The 21,176-nt window shown below is 69.5% G+C and carries 20 protein-coding genes; 9 read left to right on the forward strand and 11 right to left on the reverse strand.

Going from position 1 to position 21,176, the window contains the following annotated elements:
• Nucleotide 1 precedes the first annotated feature (1 nt).
• A complete protein-coding gene (gene resB / locus AC6CCG_RS01350; protein ID WP_496654375.1) occupies nucleotides 2-1,498 on the forward strand; it encodes a cytochrome c biogenesis protein ResB in 1,497 nt (498 codons plus the stop codon).
• Between the two features lie 64 nt (nucleotides 1,499-1,562).
• On the opposite strand, the gene AC6CCG_RS01355 is transcribed toward resB, so the two are convergent.
• Nucleotides 1,563-3,104 (reverse strand): M1 family metallopeptidase, encoded by a 1,542-nt coding sequence (locus AC6CCG_RS01355; RefSeq protein ID WP_496652644.1) that lies wholly within the window; start codon nucleotides 3,102-3,104, stop codon nucleotides 1,563-1,565.
• A 131-nt stretch (nucleotides 3,105-3,235) separates the two neighbouring features.
• Between AC6CCG_RS01355 and ccsB the strand changes: the two genes are divergently transcribed.
• Nucleotides 3,236-4,204, forward strand: a complete 969-nt coding sequence (gene ccsB, locus AC6CCG_RS01360) for a c-type cytochrome biogenesis protein CcsB (RefSeq protein WP_496654376.1) — start codon at nucleotides 3,236-3,238, stop codon at nucleotides 4,202-4,204.
• Nucleotides 4,205-4,244: 40 nt separating this feature from the next.
• The gene (locus AC6CCG_RS01365; protein ID WP_496652645.1) at nucleotides 4,245-5,096 is read left to right on the forward strand and encodes an aminoglycoside phosphotransferase family protein; all 852 of its coding nucleotides are present in this window, start codon (nucleotides 4,245-4,247) and stop codon (nucleotides 5,094-5,096) included.
• Here AC6CCG_RS01365 and AC6CCG_RS01370 read toward each other — a convergent pair.
• Entirely contained in the window at nucleotides 5,093-5,527 is a 435-nt protein-coding gene (locus tag AC6CCG_RS01370; RefSeq protein ID WP_496652646.1) for a type II toxin-antitoxin system VapC family toxin, read from the reverse strand. The two genes, AC6CCG_RS01365 and AC6CCG_RS01370, sit on opposite strands and share 4 nt — an antisense overlap.
• Entirely contained in the window at nucleotides 5,524-5,781 is a 258-nt protein-coding gene (locus tag AC6CCG_RS01375; RefSeq protein WP_496652647.1) for a type II toxin-antitoxin system Phd/YefM family antitoxin, read from the reverse strand. The genes AC6CCG_RS01370 and AC6CCG_RS01375 overlap by 4 nt, the downstream gene beginning before the upstream one ends.
• 111 nt (nucleotides 5,782-5,892) lie before the next feature.
• Here AC6CCG_RS01375 and AC6CCG_RS01380 point away from each other — a divergent pair, with 111 nt between their 5' ends.
• Nucleotides 5,893-6,375, forward strand: a complete 483-nt coding sequence (locus tag AC6CCG_RS01380; RefSeq protein ID WP_496652648.1) for a VOC family protein — start codon at nucleotides 5,893-5,895, stop codon at nucleotides 6,373-6,375.
• Between the two features lie 38 nt (nucleotides 6,376-6,413).
• Here the strand turns inward: AC6CCG_RS01380 and AC6CCG_RS01385 are convergent, their stop codons facing one another.
• The gene (locus tag AC6CCG_RS01385; protein ID WP_496652649.1) at nucleotides 6,414-8,330 is read right to left on the reverse strand and encodes a heparinase II/III domain-containing protein; all 1,917 of its coding nucleotides are present in this window, start codon (nucleotides 8,328-8,330) and stop codon (nucleotides 6,414-6,416) included.
• A gap of 107 nt (nucleotides 8,331-8,437) precedes the next feature.
• On the opposite strand from AC6CCG_RS01385, the gene AC6CCG_RS01390 reads away from it, so the two are divergent.
• Nucleotides 8,438-9,373: an amidohydrolase family protein gene (locus AC6CCG_RS01390; RefSeq protein ID WP_496652650.1), complete on the forward strand. Its 936-nt coding sequence runs from the start codon at nucleotides 8,438-8,440 to the stop codon at nucleotides 9,371-9,373.
• On the opposite strand, the gene AC6CCG_RS01395 is transcribed toward AC6CCG_RS01390, so the two are convergent.
• Genes AC6CCG_RS01395 through AC6CCG_RS01405 form a run of 3 tightly spaced genes read right to left on the reverse strand, consistent with a single transcriptional unit; the run spans nucleotide 9,370 to nucleotide 10,850 of the window.
• Nucleotides 9,370-9,732: a rhodanese-like domain-containing protein gene (locus tag AC6CCG_RS01395; RefSeq protein ID WP_496652651.1), complete on the reverse strand. Its 363-nt coding sequence runs from the start codon at nucleotides 9,730-9,732 to the stop codon at nucleotides 9,370-9,372. The two genes, AC6CCG_RS01390 and AC6CCG_RS01395, sit on opposite strands and share 4 nt — an antisense overlap.
• Complete coding sequence (locus AC6CCG_RS01400) at nucleotides 9,729-10,211, reverse strand: cysteine dioxygenase (RefSeq protein WP_496652652.1); 483 nt, start codon at nucleotides 10,209-10,211, stop codon at nucleotides 9,729-9,731. The genes AC6CCG_RS01395 and AC6CCG_RS01400 overlap by 4 nt, the downstream gene beginning before the upstream one ends.
• A gap of 42 nt (nucleotides 10,212-10,253) precedes the next feature.
• Complete coding sequence (locus AC6CCG_RS01405; RefSeq protein ID WP_496652653.1) at nucleotides 10,254-10,850, reverse strand: YdcF family protein; 597 nt, start codon at nucleotides 10,848-10,850, stop codon at nucleotides 10,254-10,256.
• A gap of 48 nt (nucleotides 10,851-10,898) precedes the next feature.
• On the opposite strand from AC6CCG_RS01405, the gene AC6CCG_RS01410 reads away from it, so the two are divergent.
• From AC6CCG_RS01410 to AC6CCG_RS01420, 3 genes are read left to right on the forward strand one after another with little or no spacing between them, the layout of a single operon-like run.
• On the forward strand, nucleotides 10,899-11,618 hold the full coding sequence (locus tag AC6CCG_RS01410) for a DNA alkylation repair protein (RefSeq protein ID WP_496652654.1): 720 nt from the start codon (nucleotides 10,899-10,901) through the stop codon (nucleotides 11,616-11,618).
• Between the two features lie 4 nt (nucleotides 11,619-11,622).
• Nucleotides 11,623-13,011 carry a mycothione reductase gene (locus AC6CCG_RS01415; protein ID WP_496652655.1) on the forward strand — a complete coding sequence of 463 codons (1,389 nt, stop codon included), beginning with the start codon at nucleotides 11,623-11,625 and terminating at the stop codon, nucleotides 13,009-13,011.
• A gap of 9 nt (nucleotides 13,012-13,020) precedes the next feature.
• Nucleotides 13,021-15,216 carry a chorismate-binding protein gene (locus tag AC6CCG_RS01420; RefSeq protein WP_496652656.1) on the forward strand — a complete coding sequence of 732 codons (2,196 nt, stop codon included), beginning with the start codon at nucleotides 13,021-13,023 and terminating at the stop codon, nucleotides 15,214-15,216.
• Nucleotides 15,217-15,352: 136 nt separating this feature from the next.
• On the opposite strand, the gene AC6CCG_RS01425 is transcribed toward AC6CCG_RS01420, so the two are convergent.
• From AC6CCG_RS01425 to AC6CCG_RS01435, 3 genes are all read right to left on the reverse strand, one after another.
• Nucleotides 15,353-16,648: a C39 family peptidase gene (locus AC6CCG_RS01425; RefSeq protein ID WP_496652657.1), complete on the reverse strand. Its 1,296-nt coding sequence runs from the start codon at nucleotides 16,646-16,648 to the stop codon at nucleotides 15,353-15,355.
• An 89-nt stretch (nucleotides 16,649-16,737) separates the two neighbouring features.
• A complete protein-coding gene (locus AC6CCG_RS01430) occupies nucleotides 16,738-18,306 on the reverse strand; it encodes a glycosyltransferase family protein (RefSeq protein ID WP_496652658.1) in 1,569 nt (522 codons plus the stop codon).
• 203 nt (nucleotides 18,307-18,509) lie between these two features.
• Nucleotides 18,510-19,094, reverse strand: a complete 585-nt coding sequence (locus tag AC6CCG_RS01435) for a biotin transporter BioY (protein WP_496652659.1) — start codon at nucleotides 19,092-19,094, stop codon at nucleotides 18,510-18,512.
• A gap of 222 nt (nucleotides 19,095-19,316) precedes the next feature.
• Between AC6CCG_RS01435 and AC6CCG_RS01440 the strand changes: the two genes are divergently transcribed.
• Nucleotides 19,317-20,480: a glycoside hydrolase family 3 N-terminal domain-containing protein gene (locus AC6CCG_RS01440; RefSeq protein ID WP_496652660.1), complete on the forward strand. Its 1,164-nt coding sequence runs from the start codon at nucleotides 19,317-19,319 to the stop codon at nucleotides 20,478-20,480.
• 114 nt (nucleotides 20,481-20,594) lie between these two features.
• Here the strand turns inward: AC6CCG_RS01440 and AC6CCG_RS01445 are convergent, their stop codons facing one another.
• Entirely contained in the window at nucleotides 20,595-21,158 is a 564-nt protein-coding gene (locus tag AC6CCG_RS01445) for a hypothetical protein (RefSeq protein WP_496652661.1), read from the reverse strand.
• Nucleotides 21,159-21,176: the final 18 nt, after the last annotated feature.

Genomic DNA, 21,176 nt, shown 5'->3' on the forward strand with positions numbered 1-21,176 from the left:
GATGCGGACCGCGCTGGTGCTGCTGTTCACGCTGGCGCTGGCTGCGATCCCGGGCTCCCTGGTGCCGCAACGATCGGTGTCGCCGATCGGCGTCAGCGACTTCATCGCCGCGAACCCGACCCTCGGTCCGATCTATGACCGGATCGGGATGTTCAACGTCTACACCTCGGTCTGGTTCTCCGCGGTCTACCTGCTGCTCTTCGTCTCGCTGATCGGCTGCATCCTGCCGCGCACCGCGACCTTCCTGCGCGCGCTGCGGGCCGAGCCGCCGCGGACGCCGCGGCACCTGCACCGGCTCCCCGTCCACGTCACCACAACGCTCCCTGAGCCTGTCGAGGGGCAGGCCGGATCCGGCGCTGTTCTGGAACGGGCCGAGAGACTCCTGCGGAAGGCCCGCTACCGGGTGCTCCGGGACGGCGACGGTGCGGGGGAGGGCGACGCGGTCCGGGCCGAACGCGGCTACCTGCGCGAGGCCGGCAACGTGATCTTCCACATCAGCCTGGTGGTGCTGTTGATCGGCGTCGCGATCAGCGGCCTGTTCGGGTACCGCGGCACCAGCCTGGTGATCACCGGGCAGGGCTTCTCCAACAATCTCTCCCAGTACGACGACCTGAGCGCCGGCGCCGCCTTCTCCGAGCAGATGCTGCGGCCGTTCACCGTACGGGTGAAGGACTTCGACGCCCAGTTCGAACTCGGAGACGTGCAGACCGGTGCGGCGCGAGTCTTCGAGGCGCTGATCGAGGTGACCGAGCCGGGCCGGCCGCCGCGGGAACAGGTGCTCGAGGTGAACCACCCGCTGACCATCGGCGGCACCTCAGTGCACCTGATCGCACACGGCTACGCGCCGGTCGTCACGGTGCTCGACGGCGACGGCAACGTGGCGTTCTCCGGGCCGGTGCCGTTCCTGCCGCAGGACGGCAACTTCACCTCGGCGGGCACGATCAAGGCGCCGGACGGCCGGCCGGAGCGGCTGGCCTTCCAGGGCTTCTTCCTGCCCACTGCGGTCGTCGATGATCAAGGTCCGCGCTCGACGTTCCCGGACGCCATCGACCCGGCGCTGTTCCTGAACGCCTGGTCCGGGCCGCCGAAGGAGGAGACCGGCGAGCCCGAGAACGTCTACTCGCTGGACACCCGCGGCCTGACCCAGCTGACCGACGACAAGGGCGACCCGGTCCGGCTGCAGCTGCGGCCCGGACAGTCGATCAAGCTCCCGGACGGCAACGGCGAGGTCCGGATGGACGGCTGGCAACGCTGGGTGAAGCTGCAGATCAGCGAGACCCCGGGCCTGCTCTTGACCCTGGTCGCGGTGAGCCTCGCCGTCCTCGGCCTGTGCCTGTCGCTGTTCATCCGTCCGCGCCGGGTCTGGGTCCGGATCCGTACCGGCAAGGACGGGAACCGAATGCTGGAGATCGGCGGCCTGGACCGCGTCGACGCACGGACCGGCCTGGACGAGGACCTGGCCGCCCTGGCCGACGACCTCGCCAAGAAAGAGCCCTGAGCCTGTCGAAGGGCCGAGCCAGATCGGGCCTCGCCCCCTTCGACAGGCTCAGGGAGCGTTCTGGTCAGTGGCCCTTGCGGTCGGACTGCAGGTCGGGCCGGCTGAGGGTGCTGGGGCCGGGCTGCTCGACGGTCCAGTCGGGATGGTTCGGCATCGGCGGCGTCTTGGTGCCGTACAGCCAGTCCTCCAGGAACGGCCGGACGCTCGGATCGTCGGAGACCTGGGTCGCCAGGTCGATGTACTGCTCGGTGCTCAGTGTGTCGTCGCGGTGCCGGCGCAGCACCTCCTCCTCGATCTCGGCGAAGGTGTCGGCACCAACCTTCTCCCACAACGCATACAGGACGAGTACGGCGCCGGTGTAGCGCTGGTTGTCGAACAGGTTGTCCGCGTTCGGCTTGGCCACCGGGCCGGACGAGGCGCGCCACAGATCGCCCTTGCTGTAGGTGTACTTCATCCGCTCGACCAGCGACGTGTAGCCGCTGGAATCGGGCCAGCCGCGCTCGTACCGGTAGAGCAGGCCGTAGTAGTCGGCGTGGCCCTCGTTGAGCCAGAGATCGCTCCAGGTGGCCGGCGTGACGCTGTTGCCGAACCAGTTGTGCACCAGCTCGTGCATCATGTGCGAGCCGATCTTGTTCTCCGGCTGCTTCAGATAGCCCGGCTTGTAGAGCGTCAGGGTCTGCGTCTCCAGGCCGGTGAAGTCGAATGCGTCCGGGGCGTCGGTGTTGGCCGGCATGATCCCGTACGCCTCGAGCGGGAACCGGCCCAGCCGCTCGTGCAGCCAGTCCAGCTGCTTCGGCGTCAGGGCCAGCGCGGGCTCGAGCTCCGCGAGCCGACCGGTGGGTACGACATCGCGCAGGACGGCACCGTCGACCCGGCCGCGCTCGACCACCGTGAAGTCGCCGACCGCCGCCTGCAGCAGCTCGGTCGCCATCGGATGCCGGGTCCGGTAGGTGGAGGTGGTGCTGCCGTCGTCGTGGATCCGGTCGGACACGTGCCGACCCGAGGCGACGCCGAGCTTGCCCTTCGGCGCGGTGACCCGGATCAGGTAGTCGGCCTTGTCGGACGGGTGATCGTTGCTCGGGAAGATCGTGTGCGCGCCGGCCGGCTGCGGCGCGGTGGCGAAGCCGTCGTCGGTGACCACCCAGCCTCCGGCCGGCGGCGGGATCTTGGCCGGATCGGCGGTGTAGTCGACGGTCACCGTGAAGGTCCGGCCCTTGCGGATCGGTCGCTCGGGCGTGACGACGAGTTCCTCGCCGCCCTGCCTGGTCTTCGCTGCGGCGCCCTCGACCTGGACCTCGCCGATGGTCAGCCCGGCCGAGTCGAGGTTGAAGCTGGACAGGCTCTGGGTCGCGACCGCGCAGAGCTCGACCCGAGCCGCGATCGTCCGGTCGGCCGCGGTGGCGTCCAGGTCGAGCTCGTACCGGGTGACCTGGTAGCCGCCGTTGCCGAGATTCGGATAGACCGCGTCGCCGACTCCCGGGGCGCCCGGCGACGGCGCCTCGTCCTGTGCGGCAGCTGTCAGCGCCGCTCCGGTCGCCAGCGCGAGCACTGCCGTCGCGACGGCAACGCCCCTGGTCGTGGCCTGGATCACAGCTCGTCCCCGCATCCGAGAACTCCCCTCGCAGTGTGTTCTGGTCCGCACGTGACCCACCACCCTAGCCAGCGAAGGCAGCCGTAGGATGAACCGGTCGGTACCGGCCGAACGTGCCGGCTCCGGCAGGCGAGGAACGACTGATCATGAACTTCGAGTACTACTCCAACCTCGCGATCGTCTCCGCGGTCGTGGTGTATCTGCTGGCCCTGCTGGCGCACGCTGCGGAATGGGCGACCGCCCGCCGGGTCGCGGCCGCACCGGCCGAGACGCGCGAACTGATCGGCGCCGCGGTCGGGTCGCCGTCCTCGGGACCGGCCGAGCCGCCGGCTGCGGCCACCGAACCGGCGACGGGCGGCGGGATCGACCGGAGCGAGTTCGCGGGCCGGATCGGGCTCCGGCTGACCATGATCGGCTTCGTGCTCAGCGCCGCGGGTACGGTGCTGCGCGGGGTGGCGGCCGGGCGGGCGCCGTGGGGCAACATGTACGAGTTCACGATCAGTGCGCTGGCCTTCGCCGTGCTGGCGTACCTGATCATGGTCAAGCTGGTCGGCGCCCGCTGGCTCGGCCTCCCGGTCGCGCTGCTGGCGACGGTCGGCAACGGGCTCGCCGTGACCGTGTTCCACGTCGGGGTGGCGCCGCTGGTGCCGGCCCTGCACTCGGTCTGGTTCATCATCCACATCGTCGCCGCGGCGATCTGCGGCGCGGCGTTCAACATCGGCGCCTGCCTGTCGATCTTCTACCTGATCAAGCAGCGGGCCGAGGCCAAGGGGAACGTGACCGGCTACCTGGCCAAGCTTCCGTCGGCCAGCCGGCTCGATCTCTACGCGTACCGCTTCCACGCCTTCGCCTTCCCGCTCTGGACGTTCGCGGTGGCCGCCGGCGCCGTCTGGGCCGAGTACGCCTGGGGCCGGTACTGGGGCTGGGATCCCAAGGAGACCTGGGCTCTGGTGACCTGGGTGATCTACGCCTGCTACCTGCACGCGCGGTCCACCGCCGGCTGGCGCGGCACCAAGGCGGCCGTGATCGCGATCATCGGCCTGGTCTCGTTCTGGTTCAACTTCATCGGCGTCAACCTGCTCTTCTCCGGCCTGCACTCCTACGCCGGCGTCTGAGGTGCTCGACACCGTCGCCCGAGAATTCGATCTTGGGCGGGTGTACGAGAGCCGCCCATTCCCCGACGGCGGACCGAACGCGCTGCGGCTGACCTGCGCGGCCGGCGACTTCGTGATCAAGAAGCCCTGGGATCCATTGGACGTCGAGCTGTACAGCCGGGTCGAGCTCCGGCTGAACGACCTGGGGATCAGGCAGGCCCGCCAGCTGCGGAGCGGGTCGGGAGCGCTGCTGGCCAGCACCGGCCACGCCGTCCAGGAGTTCCTGCCCGGCGATATCCTGGTCGCCCCCGAGCCGCAGCTGACCCGGCGCTTCCTGACCCAGCTGGCCGAGTACGACCGCGCACTGGCCGGCCTCGACGTCCCGCCCGAACTGGCCACCCGCGACACGACCTGGACCCGGGTGGTCAGCCCCGACTACCTGATCACCGAGCTCCCGGGCCTGCTGGCCCGGCACCAGCAGCTCGGCCTCGACCCGGCCCCGGTCGAACGGCTCCTCGAGTTTCTGCGCGAGGCGGCCGAGGTCCTGGAGCCAGGCCCGAGCCGGCAACTCGTGCATGGTGACCACGGCCCGGACAACGTCCTGCTCGACCCGGCCGACGACACGATGGTGATCATCGACTTCACCCCGTACCACGACAGCGCCCTGCTCGGCCTCGGCTCCGCCGTCTACTTCTTCTCCCTGCACGGCCGGAACCCTGACCGAGCGGAACTCGAGGCCGCCTTCGCCGCCTACGGCGCCGCCCCCGAGGCCGGCCGGGCCACCCTCGCCCGCGAAGCGCTGCGCCGCCTCGCCACCCCACTCGCTCGTGCGGCGGAGACCGGCACCGCCGTCGACGAGCCGACCACCCGCCGCCGCTACCGAGCCGCGGTCACCTTGGCCGGACTGCGTTAGGTCGCCGGCCCGTTGGTGTCGAACGTCGCCACACCCACCGCGTGCCAGGCGCTCAAGAGTCTGGCATCCCCAGTGGCGGCGACCAGGTCGTCGTCCTTGATCTGTTCGGCAGCGGCGCAATGGACGGCGTCGTATCCACGGAGCCCGGCCTGGCGGGCCAGGATCGCTGCCCGCTCCAGCAAGGACTGATCGATGTCGATCACGTCCATTTCACACCAGAGCTCATCGAGGAGTCGGAGGCTGGCCTCCAGTCGAGCCTGTGTCAGGCGGCCCATCCGTTGCGCCTGCGCCAGTGCCGCGGCCGCTTCGACGTACATGATCGGGCACGACACCACGTCGTCGGCATCATTCCAGAACCGCCGGCACAACTCACTCGTCGGCTCCGCGACCAGAAGTGGCACAAAGGCCGAAGTGTCGAAATAGCCGATCACCGACGCTGATCGCCGATCAGGTCGCTCACCGTGCCCGTCGCAGGAACCGGATCCGGCGCCGGCCGCTTGCGTCGCCTGGCAGGCTTGACGCGACCTTCAGCCCGCAATTGTTCCAGGCGCGTCGGTTGATCGACGGGCACGATCCTGGCAATCGGACGACCATGATCGGTCACAGTGACGGTGCGCCCCGACCGCACGGCGGCGAGTTGGCGGCTCAACGTGTCCCGAAGTTCGCGGATCCCGATCTCCATCATGGCCTCCTGGCTACTTTATTGGGATCAATTGTAGCCATAGCTCTGAGCCGCAGATCGCCAGGAACGCCTGGTAGGATTAGTTGAAGTCTCAATTAACTATCTGGAGCAGTCATGGGGATTCACCAGCTGAATCATGCGGTGTTGTACGTCGGCGAGCTGGCTCGCTCGGTGGAGTTCTACACCGGGGTGCTGGACTTCGTCGTGATCGCCGAGCTGCCGGGGGCGGCGTTCCTGCGGGCGGCGGACTCGACCAATGATCATGATCTCGGGTTGTTCCAGGGGAGTGGCGCCCGGCCGGCGCAGGGGGCGGGGCTCTATCACCTCGCCTGGGAGGTCGGCACGCTGGGCGAGCTCGAGGAGACCCGGGATCGGCTCGCGGCCGCGCGTGCGCTGGTCGGAACTTCCGATCATGGCACGACGAAATCCCTGTACGGCAAGGATCCCGACGGCCTCGAGTTCGAGATCGTCTGGCTGGTGCCGGCCGACCGCCTGACCGGGGACGAGCAGATGACCGTCGCCCCGCTCGACCTTCCCGCCGAGATCGAACGCTACGGACGGGACACCCGCGGCGGCGTGGGCGTCAGCGTGCCCTGAGCCCGTCGAAGGGCTGAGTCCCCTGCCCTTCGACAAGCTCAGGGAGCGTCGGGGCTGACGGTCAGGGACACCTCGCCGGCGGGCTGCAGGAGGTCCGGCGAGGCAGTGAACGTGAGCCGGGTGAGTTCGGGGCCCCAGACCTGGCTCAGCCGCGGATCCGGCAGCGGTACGGGCTCGGCGGTGCACGTGAGACCGGCGGGATGCCCGATGATCACGCCTCGGCCGTCGTCGCCGGCGACCCGGACCGAACCCGTCTCGATGGTCGCGGTGCCGTTGACGATCAGGTGCCAGATCAGGGATCGGGGCGTCGCGGTGAGCCGCCAGCGGTCGGTGATCACCGCGCCCTCGGCGGTCAGTGTGGTGTCGCGGATCCAGGACTCGAGGCCGGCCTCGGCGGGGTAGGCGTCGGCCAGGTCGAGCACGGACTGCACCCGGTCGGCGGCCACCTCCGCGGTCATGCCACGGCTGCGGTGATCATGACCGGGCAGTTGGCCGTACCCGTTGACGACCGGCAGATTGTGATACTCGCTCTGCATCGTGAAGATCTGGTAGCGGTCCGGGCTGAACGTCTGCCGGGTGTACGTTCCGACGCCGATGTCCACCACCCGGGGCACCCCGTCGACCGCGACCACGACGTTGCCGATGTCGTTGTGGTTGTGCGACTCGGCGTTGTGGCCGCCCTTCGCGGCGAGCGTGAGCCCGGCCAGCCGGGCGGTGATCACCTCGGTGTCGGGGAACCAGAAATGATCACCGTCGGCCGGACGGTCGGGCCCGGTCTCCCGCAGTTCCGGCGTGAAGATCACCTGGAGGACGCGGCCGAACGAGGCCAGTCGTCCGATCAGCCGGCCACCCCGGGTGTTGATCATCCCGGCATGGCGGAGCACCAGGTCGTCGCCGGTGTGCACGCCGAGCCGGTACACCGGGGCGGCCAGGGTCCGTTCGCGCAGCCGGGCCGGTCCGTCGGCGAAGTTGACGTACCAGTCGTCGGCGATGTGGACCGCCGGGAGATAGCGGGCGATCGGTGCCACCTTCGGGTGGGCGAAACCGTTCAGCCGGCCGCCGGTCGCGTCGTGCAGCAGGGCCAGGCAGTCGCCCAGCGAGCCGCCGGCCCGGCCCCAGTACGAGGCGCCCTCGTCACAGCCGCCGTCCACCGGATACGTGTCCAGGAAGAGATCCAGGCCCTCCACGGTCAGGCTGACGATCTCGGCCCGGGTCTCCGGCGCGACGTCCAGCAGCAGCGTGCAGGCGAGCACGTTGGAGTGGATCCACGGGTTCCAGTTGTTGATCGACGTGGTCAGCCAGTGCCAGTCCCGCCGGGTCCGGTACGGCTCGAGCACCCGCCGATTCACCTCGGCCCGCAGCCGCGGCCGGATCGTCGAGGCGTACTCGTCCAGGGTCGCGCCGAGCACATGATCGGTCCAGGCCAGCACCGAGCCGGTCTCGGCAGCGAACAGGTCAAGATCACAGTCGTCCGGTGACGGCACCGCGCTGTTCCGCTCCCGGTTCTTCCAGGAGTGGGCCGGCACGGTCCAGGCGAACTCGTCGCAGATCAGGCTGATCCCGTTCACGGCCTCGGTCACCCACCGCTGATCACCGGTCAGGGCTGCGGCCAGGGTGACGGCGGTGAGCCGGGTCCGGCGCTCGAAGTACGGCTCCTCGTAGCCGACCCGGTTGCCCTCCTGGTGGAACCGCGCGTACTCACCGGCCAGCAGGATCGGCCACGGCCGATCCGCCAACTCCTCAGCCGTGGCAAGGATCTCGGCCCGGTCGGCCTCGGTGACCTCGGCCCAGCGATCATGATCGCCGGCGGCCGGAGCCAGTCGTGGGAGCTGCTGCTCGGCCAGGGCCGCGGCGACCGCGGCGGGTGGCAGCAGATCGGCAAGGCGGGTGGCGGGGGTCGGCGTCTCGGGCAGGTCGGCGGCCACGATCATCCTCTCGGCGATGGTGACCGTCATTCTAGATTCGCCTCCTGGTCGGAGCGGCGGCGTCCCGCCCACCGGGTCGGTTCGATGGGGCGTCCCCGACGAGTCGTCGTTTTCACTACCATCGGATACCGCGAGCAGTGCCTGTCGATCTTGCCCTCCCCAGCCAGGAGTTGATCATGATGGACGTCTCCGGGATGCCGCACCGGCCGGAGTGGATCGACACCCATGTGCATTTCTGGGATCTGCGCAATCCGGAGGTGAACTACGACTGGCTCGGGCCGGAGGCGATTCATCCGATCCTCGGCTCGATCGACCAGATGAAGTCGATCCGGTACGACCTCGAGGCGCTGCACGCCGAGTCTCGGTTCGCCGGTACGGTCGCCGCGGTCCACGTTCAGGCGGCCGTGGATACGCCGGACCCGGTGCTGGAGACCGTGTGGCTGACGGAGATGGCAGCGATCGGGCCGATCCCGCTGATGATCGTCGCGTCGCTCGACCTCGCAGCTCCGGATGTCGACGCACAACTGGATCGCCACCTCGCCTCGCCACTGGTCTGCGGGGTGCGCGACTTCGGCCGCGGTGACTACCTGGCCGACCCGGCCTGGCGCCGCGGGGTGGCCCGCCTCGCCGATCGAGGGCTGCTGCTCGACTTGGACTGCGCCTGGCCGAACATGATCAAGGCCCGCGACCTGGCCCGGGAGCAACCGTCGGCGGTGATCGTTCTGGAGCACCTCGGCTATCCCCGCGAAACCGCGAGCCCTGAGTACTTCGAGCACTGGAAGCAGGGCATCACCGCGCTCGCCGAGGCCGAGAACGTCCACTGCAAGATCAGCGGACTCGGCATGAACCGAGCCGGCTGGGCGCCGGAGAGTCTGCGTCCGTGGGTCGAGCACTGCCTCGACTCGTTCACGCCGGGCCGGTGTGTCCTGGGCAGTAACTGGCCGTTGGATCGCTTGTGGGCGTCCTATCCGGACTATGTCGACGCAGTCAACCTGATCCTGGCGCGGTGCACGGAGGCTGAGGCACGCGCGGTACGCGTGGACAACGCGCGCAGGCTCTACCGCTTCGCCTAGCGAGCCTTGAAGCCGCCGATCACGTCGGTGGCCCGGGTGAGGCCGAGGTCCTGCAGCGACGCGGCGGCGAGGGACGAGGTGTAGCCCTCGGAGCAGAAGATGATCACCGGGAGGTCGTACGAGGCGATCGGGAGTCGGGCTTCGCTGGCGGGGTCGAAGCGCCACTCGAGCACGTTGCGCTCGATGATCAACGCGCCCGGCCAGCTACCCTCCTCGGCACGTTGGGCGGCGGGGCGGATGTCCACCAGAACGGCGCCCTCGGCCGCGGCGCGGTCGGCCTGCTCCGGGGTCACCCGGTCCAGCCGGGCTCGGGCTTCGGCGAGCACCTCGTCGATGCTGCGCCGGGTGGTGGCGGTCACCAGTTCCGGCCGGCGAGCTGGGACGAGGTCGCGATCAGGCGGTCGCCGTCCGGCCGGTAGGTGGTCATGGTGACCAGGGCCGGCGCGTACACGTGCACGCTGACCGCAGGTTCCAGGTCGTCGTTGGTGACCCGGTGGACATGCCGGGTTCCGAACGAGCGCAGCGATCCGGCGGAGAGCCGTCGCTCCTCGGGCAGGATCGTCGGCGTGCCGGCCGTGTTCAGCCAGGCGTGCCGTTCGGTCAGGGTCCCCTGCACGGTGACGAAGGCGCCCGCGGAGCCGCCGTGATCATGCCAGTCGGTGCCCTGGCCGGGCAGCCAGGTGAGCAGCCAGGCCTCGTAGTCGTCAGCGGCGGCGAGCCGGGCGTAGTGACGGCTGAGCGGGTCGTACTTGATCTGCGGTTGCCAGAGGGTGGTCTGTGCGGCCAGGCGCAGGGCGATCGACGCCAGATCGAGGCGCGGCGGTTCCGGAGCGTTCATGAGCCCATAATGCATGGTGGTGCACTAGGGAATATCGGCATCTCACGATGTGCGACGGGACCGGCGGAGCGCCCGCAGTCCGTACAGGGCGAACACCGGCTTGAGCGCGATCCACTCGCCGAACCGGTACTCCCGGCCGCGGACCAGCCGTCGGGCGAGCGAGGGCGCCTGCCGGTGCAGATAGCCGCGCGCCTTCAACGCATGCAGGGGATTGGAGATGATCTTGATCCGGTCCGGGTCACCGATCAACGGCAGGCAGCGCTCGACGTTCTCCCAGGTGGTACGCGAGCGCACCTCCTGCACGAGGTCGCCGCGGAAGCCGCGCTCGTCGACCGCGTACCGGGCCATCAGGGCGGCCTCGGCCGGCGTCCGCCCGGGCGACCTGCTGCCGCCGGACATGATCACCCGGCTTGCCGGCGAGGCCGGGTCGAGCGAGCGCAGTGCGGCCCGGACCCGCCACCGGTTCAGTGCGTTGGCCCGGTCCGGGTCCCGGTTCCGGTAGCCGAGGCAGATGATCACCTCCGTACCGCCGCGATCGGGCCCGGTCAGTGCCCGCGCCGCGCGCCAGTTCACCCATTCACCCCAGGCGAGGACGACGGCGAGCCCGCCGAGCAGGCCGGCGAACGGGGAGAGCCTCATGGCGGAAGCCTAGGAGGGTGGCGACACCGCCCTCCTAGGATGGCCCCCGTGGCGCATCCGTTGATCGAGAGCATCGCCGCCGAGGCGGATCCGGCCAGCGCCGCCGCCCTGGCCAAGTACTTCCAGGTGCGGCCCGGCGGCTACGGCGAAGGCGATGTGTTCGTCGGTGTCACGCTGAGTCGGCTCCGCGTGCTCGCTCGTCCCTACTCCCGGGTGGCGGCGGACCCGGCCGACCTGCTGCCGTTGCTGCACAGTCCGGTGCACGAGCATCGGCTGACCTGCCTGGTGGTGTGGTCGGAGCGGGCCAGGCGCGGCGACGCCGCCGAGCGGGCCGCGGTCGCCGACCTCTATCTGGCCAACACCGAGCGGGTGAACAACTGGGACCTGGTCGATGTCAGCGCGGGTCCGATCGTCGGCGGGCGGATCCTGGATCCGGGCGGTGATCATGCCCTGCTGGACCGGTTGGCCCGCTCGGCGCTGCTCTGGGACCGCCGGATCGCCATGGTGGCGACGCATCAGCTGATCCTGGCCGGGGTGACGGCGGACACGTACCGGATCGCCGAGGCGCTGCTGGACGATCGGCATGACCTGATCCACAAGGCGGTCGGCTGGATGCTGCGGGAGGCCGGCAAGCGGGTCGACGAGGCGGAGCTGCGGGCGTTCCTGGACCGCTGGGCGGGCCGGATGCCCCGCACCGCGCTGCGGTACGCCATCGAGCGCCTGGATCCGGACACCCGGAAGGCCTATCTCCGGCAGAAGGCAGGATAGGGTCGTGCGTCACTTCGACCTGTGCATCATCGGCAGCGGCTCGGGCAACTCGATCCCGGACGAGCGGTTCGCGGACCAGAAGATCGCGATCGTGGAGAAGAACCCGGTCTACGGCGGCACCTGCCTCAACGTCGGCTGCATTCCGACCAAGATGTTCGTCTATCCGGCCGACCTCGCCGGCGCGCCCGAGGACGCCCGGCGGCTCGGCGTCGACCTGGAGCTGAACGGCGTCCGGTGGGCCGACATCCGGGATCGGATCTTCGGCCGGATCGACGCGATCTCAGCCGGCGGCGAGAAGTACCGCGAGGACAGCGACAACATCACCCTGTTCCGCGCGCCGGCCCACTTCGTCGGACCGCGCACGCTGGACACCGGGACCGGCGAGGTGATCACCGCGGAGAAGTACGTGATCGCCGCCGGCAGCCGGGCCGTGTTGCCGGACGTGCCGGGCCTCGATCAGGTGACGGTGCACACGTCGGACACCGTGATGCGGCTGGACCGGCTGCCGGAGTCCATGATCATCGTCGGTGGCGGGTTCGTGGCCGCCGAGTTCGCCCACATCTTCGGTGCGTACGGGACCCGGGTGACGATCCTGCAGCGGTCGGAAACCCTGCTGCGCAACGAGGATCGCGACGTGTCCCGCCGGTTCACCGAGCTGACCGCCCGCAAGGTCGACCTCCGGTTGCAGCACGCCGTCCGCCGGGTCGAGCCGCTCGACGGTGACCGGGTCGCGGTGATCGCCGCCGACGCCACCGGGGCCGAGCACCGGTTCGAGGCCGACGTCCTGCTGGTCGCGATCGGCCGGGTGCCCAACGGTGACACGCTCAACCTGGCGGCGGCCGGGGTCGAGGTCGATCAGGACGGGTACGTGGTCGTCGATGATCATCAGCGGACCACCGCCGAAGGGGTCTTCGCGCTGGGCGACGTCTGCTCGCACCACCAGCTCAAGCACGTGGCCAACCACGAGGCCCGGGTGGTGCAGCACAACCTGCTGCATCCGGACGCGATGATCGACGCCGATCACCGGTACGTGCCGCATGCGGTGTTCGCCGAGCCGCAGGTGGCCGCGGTCGGACTCACCGAACAGCAGGCCGAGGAGCGCGGGATCCCTTACGTCACGGCGATCCAGGAGTACGCGTCGATCGCCTACGGCTGGGCGATGGAGGACACCGACCACTTCGCGAAGCTGCTCGCCGACCCCGACACCGGGCTGCTGCTCGGCGCCCATCTGATCGGCCCGCAGGCGTCGTCGCTGATCCAGCCGCTGATCCAGGCGATGAGCTTCGGGTTGCCGGCCCACCGGATGGCTCGCGGTCAGTACTGGATCCATCCCGCGATGGCGGAGCTGGTCGAGAACGCCCTGCTCGCGCTGCCGCTGCGGAACCGGGCGTAGACGACTCCTGTGTCCGGGCCCCGGGTGTTGCTGATCGACAACGACGATTCCTACACCTACAACCTGTACCACCTGATCGGCGGGCTGACCGGGCGGCCGCCGCACGTCGTCGATCATGACGAACCCGTCGAGCCGCGCCGCTACTCGCATCTGGTGATCTCGCCCGGCCCCGGGCATCCGGCCGATCCGCGCCGGGTCGGCCGGCTCACCGAGTTGATCATGGACACCGACCGGCCGGTGCTCGGCGTCTGCCTCGGCCATCAGCTGCTCGGGCTGCTGTTCGGCGCCTCGGTGATCAAGGTCCGGCCGCACCACGGGCTGATCAGCCGGGTCCGGCATGACGGGCGAGGCGTGTTCAGCGGACTTTCACAGGATTTCCGGGCCGTCCGCTACCACTCACTCGCCGTCGTCGACCCGCCGGCCGAGCTGGAGGTGACGGCGCGCGCTGCGGACGACGACGTGATCATGGGTCTGCGGCACCGGAGTCGCGAGCTGCACGGCGTGCAGTTCCACCCCGAGTCGGTCGCCGCCGAGCACGGCCGCGATCTCATGATCAACTTCCTCGGCCTGCCGCACCCTGAGCCTGTCGAAGGGCCGAGTGGGGTGGTGGCTGCGGCGATCCCTGAGCCTGTCGAAGGGTCGGGTGAGGTGTGGGCTGCGCCGCTCCCTGAGCCTGTCGAAGGGTCGGGCCCGATGTCAGCCGGCTTGCCCTTCGACAAGCTCAGGGATCGTGCGGGTGGGGGGATCGGGGAGCGTGCGGGTGGGGGGCTCGGGGAGCGTGCGGGTGGGGGGCTCGGGGAGCGTGCGGGTGCGGCTGTGGTGTTCGGGGAGCATGCGGGAGGTGTGCCCGGGGAGCGTGCGGGAGGTGTGGTCGGGGAGCGTGGCGGCCTGGAGTACCGGGAGCTCCCGTGGCGCGAGCCGGAGGACGTGTTCGTCGCCCACTTCGCCGGTCGCGGGCCGGTCTGCTGGCTGGACGCAGCCCGGGTCGGGCCACGGTCCCGGTTCTCCTACCTGGGCGCACCCGACGAGGTGTTGACCGGCCGCTACGACGATCCGGCGGCGCCCGACGTGCTGGCGGAGCTGTCCGCGCGGTTGGACGCGCGTCGGACCCGGTCCGGCGCGCCGTTTCCCTTCCAGGGCGGCTATCTGGGCTATCTCGGCTACCCGGAGCCGGGTCGCGGCGGCGAGGCGGAGTTCGGCCGGCTGGACCAGTTCTTCGCCTTCGATCATGCCGAGCGGCGCTGCTACGCGGCCGGGATCGGCGCACCGGGCTGGCTGGGCCGGGCCGAGACGATGATCATGGACACCGGCCCGGCCGGCGAGCCGCTCCGGGACGGCCGGCTGGGAGAGCTCACTGAGCCGGACCGGGAGTGGTATCGCTCCGCGTACCGGCAGGTGCAGGAGTACCTGCACAGCGGCGACAGCTACGAGGTGAACCTCACCTTCCAGCGCCGGCTGGAGTATCGCGGCGGCCGGGCCGAGCTGTACCGGCACCTGCGCCGGCTCAACCCCGCCCCGCACGCCGCCTACCTGGAACTCCGGTCGGCGACCGTGCTCAGCTCGTCGCCGGAACGGTTCCTCGAGATCGATGATCACGGCCGGGTGCAGGCACGGCCGATCAAGGGGACTGCTCCGCGCGACCCCGACCCGATCCGAGACGCCGCGGCGGCCGAGCGCCTGCGCACCGAGACCAAGACCCGGGCCGAGAACCTCATGATCGCCGACCTGCTCCGGCACGACCTCGGGCTCAGCTGCCGGCTCGGCTCGGTCCGGGTGCCCGAACTGATGGTCGTCGAGTCGCACCCGTCGGTGCACCAGCTGGTCAGCACCATCGAGGGCGACCTCGAGCCGGGCCTGGACGCCGTCGACTGCGTCCGGGCCGCGCTGCCTCCCGGCTCGATGACCGGCGCGCCGAAACACCGGACCTGCGAGATCATCGACGAGGTGGAACGCGGCCCGCGTGGCATCTACTCGGGCGTGCTCGGCTACTTCAGCTACTCGGGCACCGCGGACCTGAGCGTCATCATCCGCACCCTCGTCTCCCGCGACGACGAGGAACTGACCATCGGCGTCGGCGGCGGCGTGATCACGCTGTCCGACCCGGACGACGAGTACGCCGAGGCCCTGCTCAAGTCCGAAGCCCTGCTCGCCGCGGTCCGACAGAGCTGCCGGGCGAGCGCCCCGGTCGGCCGCAACGTTTCCTGAGCCGATGTCGCGATTGCTCTTGGCACCGGCCACCGCGGGCCGGTGCAACGTTGTAACGCCCGGTGCGAAGAGAAATCGTGACACGTCTCGGTGGTGTGGTTCGGTCGTCGACAGGGTCGGGGGCGCGGTGATGGGCTCACCAGTTCGGGGTGAGGCCCTCGACGTGAGCGGGCAGTGGGACGCCGGCTGGGTGATAGATGTAGACGATCCCGTCGGTCGAGTCCTGCCAGACCCGCTCGAAGTTCCTTCTGGTGTAGACGTTCCGGACGGCGTCGTTGCTGTTCGAGGCCGGGTCGTTCAAGATCGGATCGCCGTCGGCGGTGAAGCCGATGATCACCATCAGGTGCCCGTCGGTCTCGTAACCGGCCTCCGGCATCTCCTCGAGCTCCCAGTTCAGCGACGTGATCACCGGGATGCCGGCCGCGATGAAGCGTTCCGCCTCGGCCAGCGAGCGCAGCCGGGTGACGAACGTGTCCAGCCCGAACCGGTGCGCGTAGGCGGCGTTGAACGGCCAGTTGCCGGCACCCTCGTACGTGTAGTCCCAGGTGTTGATCGCCGCGTACGGCACCTGCGGATCGCCGTTGGGCGCGACGATGCCGGCCAGCTCCGACGCCGGCACCTCATGATCATCGCCGTAGGAGTACTGCACCATCGAGGTCGACGTCGGCGAGCACCAGACCTGCCCGCCGCCGCCGAACTCCGGGTACTCGCCGCGGTGGATGTTCTGCGAGAACCGCGGCACGGCGAGCTCCACCTGCCGGCCCAGCGTGAAGGCGCTGGTCGGCCGGTCGTAGCCGCCGATGTACTCGTTGCTCATCACGGCCAGCGCGTCGAGGCTCGGCGTCGCCGTCGCGCCGCGCGGCCGGTAGAGCGTCGCGCGCACCTGGTAGGCGCCGATCTCCTTGCCGGTGCGGACCGAGAACGTGTCGGTGTAGATCGCCGCGTCCTGGTCGTTCTGGCCGTTCAGCGAGGTCCGGTGGATGTCGCCGGCGGCGAAGTCGTTGCCGGAGGCCCAGCGGCCGAGCACGTACCACTTGGTCCAGGAGCCGTCGAGCTTGCGGCCGCGGAACGTGGTCTCGACGAACGTGCCGGTCGGCGTCCGGGCGTTCCAGGACGCCACCGCCTCGTCCCCGGCGTAGCCGAGCTCGACCACCGGCGAGGTCCAGCTGCCCACGTCGTAGCTGCGGGCCGTGCCGTCGCCGAACGGGTCCGTGTAGGTCGCCGTCTTCGTCCCGGACCGGACCACGAGCGACCCGTTCCGGTCGAAGCGCAGGTTGTCCGACGCTCCTCGTACGAAATCGCGGCGGGAATCCCAACGCTGCAAGGTGATGTCGGCCGGCTCGGTGACCGCGGCCGACGCGGGCCAGGGCGCCGGCAGCAGAGCGACCAGCGCCATGATCAACGGCAGCAGCAAACCCCGAGTACGCAACATTTGCCCACATCCTCGCGCCGGTGCGAAAACTTCCTACCGAGACTGTCGCCCCGGTCAAGCCCCGGCGTCAAGCCCCGAGGAGAGGGCGATCAGGCGAGTTCGGAACCGGCGGGGATCGAGGTGCGCTCCTTGACCGTGACCCGGAAGCCCAGGTACCGGCGGAAGATCAACCGGGTCTGCGCGTCGATCGCCGGGAAGCAGATGAACAGCGGCACGATCACCGGCATCAGCAGCCACTCGCCGATCACCTTGAGCGACCACCACCAGGGCTTGTGGGCCGGGCGCTTGGGCAACAGCAGGGTCGCGACGGCGACCGAGACGGTCAGGCCGATCGGCAGCACGATGGTGGACATCACGCTGGAGATCGCGGTCACCAGCGGGCTGATGAAGCCGGCCACCAGGTCGAACGGCAGCGGGTGGAGCTCGCCGACCAGTCGCGGAATGATCAACAGCATCAGCGGCGTGGTGGCCCAGAACTGGAACTGCAGGTACTGCCGGCTCAGCTGGATCGCCTTGGTCCAGAAGCTGATCTTGGGCGAGTTGAGGCTCTGCTCGGCGATGTAGGTGAAGTCGATCACCCCGTACGACCAGCGCCGCAGCTGCAGGTACTGCTCCTTGAGCGACTTCTGGTACGACTCCGCCTGCACCGCGTCCAGGTAGACCGGGGTGTGCAGCGGCCGGACCACGGTGCGGCCGTCGAAGGCGAAGAACATCCGCCAGTACTGCCGGGAGTCGTCCGGGATGACGGTCTTGCACCAGTAGCCGACGTTGACCAGCGCGGTCATCCCCATCGCGTGCGACGAGAAGATCTTCATCCGGTGCGGCTGGGTCGAGTCGACCATGGTCCAGAACGTGGCGATGGAGCCGACGATCCGCGACGCGGCCGGCACGTCCCAGACGTTGTTGTGGAACAACAGGATCGGCTGGTACGCGTCGTAGTCGCGGTTCGGGTTGCTCAGGTGCGTGTCGGCGAGCGCGGCGAAGTAGTCGCGGCTGGCCCGGGTGTCGGCGTCGAACGCGGACACGATCACCTGGTCGTCGGTGTAGCCGTGCTGGTGCAGGACGTCGCGGGCGTACTGAGCGCCCCAGGTGAGGTTGGCGCCCTTGACTCGCTCCTCGCCGGGCATCCCGTCCGGGTGCCGGGTGGTCAGGAAGCGCGCGAACGAACCGCGGAACCGGGACTCCAACTCGGCGATGGCCTCGGGCGTCCAGACCGGCGAGCGCTCCTCGAAGGTGACGCAGACGGTGATCGCGCGCGGGTCGTAGTTGGCGTCCTCGATGGCGCCGATCGACTGGCGCAGGATCTCCGGCGACTCGCTGTAGGTCGGGAAGACGACCAGGTGGTGCACCTGGTCGAGGTCGTCGCCGTGGTTCGCCCGGGCCTGGACGAGCCAGTCGGCGCGGCTGCGCAACCGCATCCGGACGAACTCCCAGACCTGGCGGACCGCCAGGTTGGCGTACTGGATCATCCAGTAGACGACGTAGAGCGGGAGGAGCCAGTGTGCGATGTGGGGGACCTGGGACCACAGCACGAAAGGTGCAGCAAGGGTCAGCCACACCATCACACCCGGCAGTGACTCCAACACCCGGCGGACCCGGAACTGGGTCAGCGAAAGGCAAGGGGTACCGGTGCTGGTGAGGTAGCTCTGCGCCGTCACGCCACGCAACATCCTCTCGAACCCGATTCTGTGCACGCTGTTAGAAGTGCTCGTGTCGATCGTGCCCGCACTCGACCGAAGTTCAATCCTACTTCGGTCGTGTCCTCACGCTTCCAGGGGGACCCGCGGTGGGTGGCGATCGTCACACTCGAATCGGGCCGGAACTCCGTGATCGCGAAGTCGGCTGCCGTGATGCGGAAAGCTCAGTCCCGACCGGAGCGACGGACCAGCGCCCAGGTGGCCGGCAGCAGTCCGGCGGCGAGCACGAGCTTGATGGTGTCACCGATCAGGAACGGCACCACGCCCAGCATGAGCGCCTTGCCCAGGTCGGCACCGAGGAAGGCCATCAGCCACGGCACGCCGGCCGCGTAGATGGCCAGGTTGCCGAGCGCCATCAGGCCGGCGGTCTTCAGTGGCGTACGGTCGGCGCCCCGCTCGGCCAACCGGCCGACCAGATAGGCGGCGAGCAGGTAGCCGACGATGTAGCCGAAGGAGGCGAACGCCCAGCCGCTGGCCTGCCCGGAGAACCACGGCACGCCGGCGACGCCGAGCACGAGGTAGAGGCCGAGCGACAGCGCGGCCCGGTTGCCGCCCAGGACGGCGGCGGTGAGCAGCACGGCGAACGTCGTCAGTGTCAGCGGCACCGGGGTGAACGGCAGGAAGATCTTCACCTGGGCGGCCAGGCCGACGAAGCCGGCGGAGCCGAGGACCAGGGCGATGTTGCGGACCAGTCCGCCGGGAAGGGTGTCGGCCAGGGTGCGTGGCCCGACACTGCTGATGCTCGACATGGGTTCCTCCAGGTCTCACGAATTCAAGGGGTACGGGCACGGTGGTGCCTGTCGCAGCCGATCGTATTTGGCGCGGTGCCTGCCGGTCGTGGGCCCGCCCGCAGAGTGAAACGGGCGCCACCCTCCTAAGGTGGCCTGGTGATGATTCTCAGGAACCGGAGGGTGGCGGCCGGGCTGGCCGTTGCGGCACTCTTCGGATGGTTTGCGGGCTGTGGGTCAACCGTGCCGTCGGGCTCCTCGACGCCGTCCGGGTCGGCACCGGCCACCGAGTCCCCGTCCGGCTCGGCGAGTCCGGAGACGCCGGGCACCCCGAGCACTCCGGGGACGCCGAAGCCGAGCGTCGCGCAGTGTTCGGCGTTGGTGGAGGGCCTGGAGCTCGACGAGCGGGTCGGCCAGCTGCTCATGGTCGCCATCGATTCGAGCGGGCTGTCGTCGTCGGCCGGGGAGACCCTGGACGACGTCCATGCCGGCTCGGTGCTGCTGCTCGGCAACACCGAGGCGGGCCGCAAGGCCGTGGAAGGCGTCACCACCGACGCGCGGGGAGCGATCAAGGCGCCGCCCGGGATCGGCGTCCTGCTCGCCGCCGACCAGGAGGGCGGCCAGGTGCAGCGGCTGGCCGGCGACGGGTTCGACGAGATCCCGTCCGCGGAGGAACAGGCCGACCAGTCCGACGGTGAACTGCGCAAGAACGCCGAGAGGTGGGGCAAGGACCTGAAGAAGGCTGGCATCGACGTCAACCTGGCGCCGGTCGCCGATGTCGTACCGAAGGAGTTGGCGGACTCCAACGAACCGATCGCCGGGCTCGACCGCGGCTACGGTTCCGATCCGGACCGGGTCGGCAAGAAGGTCGCGGCGTTCGTCGAGGGCATGGCCGAAGCCGGAGTGGGTACGTCCTTGAAGCACTTCCCGGGTCTCGGCAAGGTCCGCGGCAACACCGACTTCACCGCGAAGGTGACCGACACCAAGACCCGCCCGGACGACCCCGACTTCGCACCGTTCCGGGCCGGCCTCGACGCCGGCGCGAACATGATCATGATCGCGAACGCGTACTACGAGAAGATCGATCCCGACCATCAGGCGGTGTTCTCGAAGAAGATCATCACCGACCTGGTCCGCGGCGACCTCGGCTTCGACGGCGTCGTGATCTCCGACGACCTGGCCGCGGAAGCGGTCTCCGACCTGACCCCGGAGAAACGAGCCGTCCGGTTCATCCAGGCCGGCGGCGACCTGATGATCATCGGCGACCCGAGCGAGGCCGAGGACATGGCCGAAGCGGTGGCCGACAAGGCCGAGGACGACCCCGCCTTCGAGCGCCGGATCACCGAGTCCGCCACCCGCGTCGTACAGCTCAAGTCCCGTCTCGGCCTCGCCTCCTGCGGCTCCTGACCCCGTCAGGCCGGGTTCAGGGAGTGGTGTTTGTACGGGTCCGTGGCCAAGGGCACAACGCACGCCCTATCGGATGTCGACCTGGTTCCGTCGGTCTGGCCTGCCGTCAAGGCGTCAGGTGACGATGATGTTGGTCGAGTCAACCCGGTTGGCGGCGTCACAATGCGGGCACCGCACGAGGGTCAGCCCGCGATAGCGCACCCCGTCCAGCCAGGTCCGCTCGCACCTGCCGCACGCGACCTCGACGATGAAGTTGTCGGCGCGACCGACAGCAGCAAGTTCGATGCCGTAGGCGCCGTTGATCAGTGTGACGATCTCGGCCGTGGTCTCGGCACTCGCCAGGTCCAGCTGCCAAGGTCGCAGCTTCTCAAGGTAGAGGCCTTCGATGTCGGCGCCCCAGACGCCGTCGGGTGTTTGCACGACCACGTAGAAGAGTTCCTGATCGATCTTGCGCTCACGCAGCCATGCCTTCGCCTTTTCGGCGTCGGACCCGTTCCACTGCTCGTAGGTGCCTTGGGGTTGATGACTCGTGCCGATCTGGGTCAGCCCCGCATCGGCGAGACCGTTCTTCCACTCCTGTAGTGCCTCGTCGGACGTGAAGACCATGTACTTGTTGACTTTCGGCGGCTTCGGCCGCCGGCGGAAGAATGGCATCAGCTCCCGAGCCGTTGAGGTCATCTCGATTCTACGGGCGGC

This window comes from Microlunatus sp. YIM B11417 (assembly GCF_059617205.1).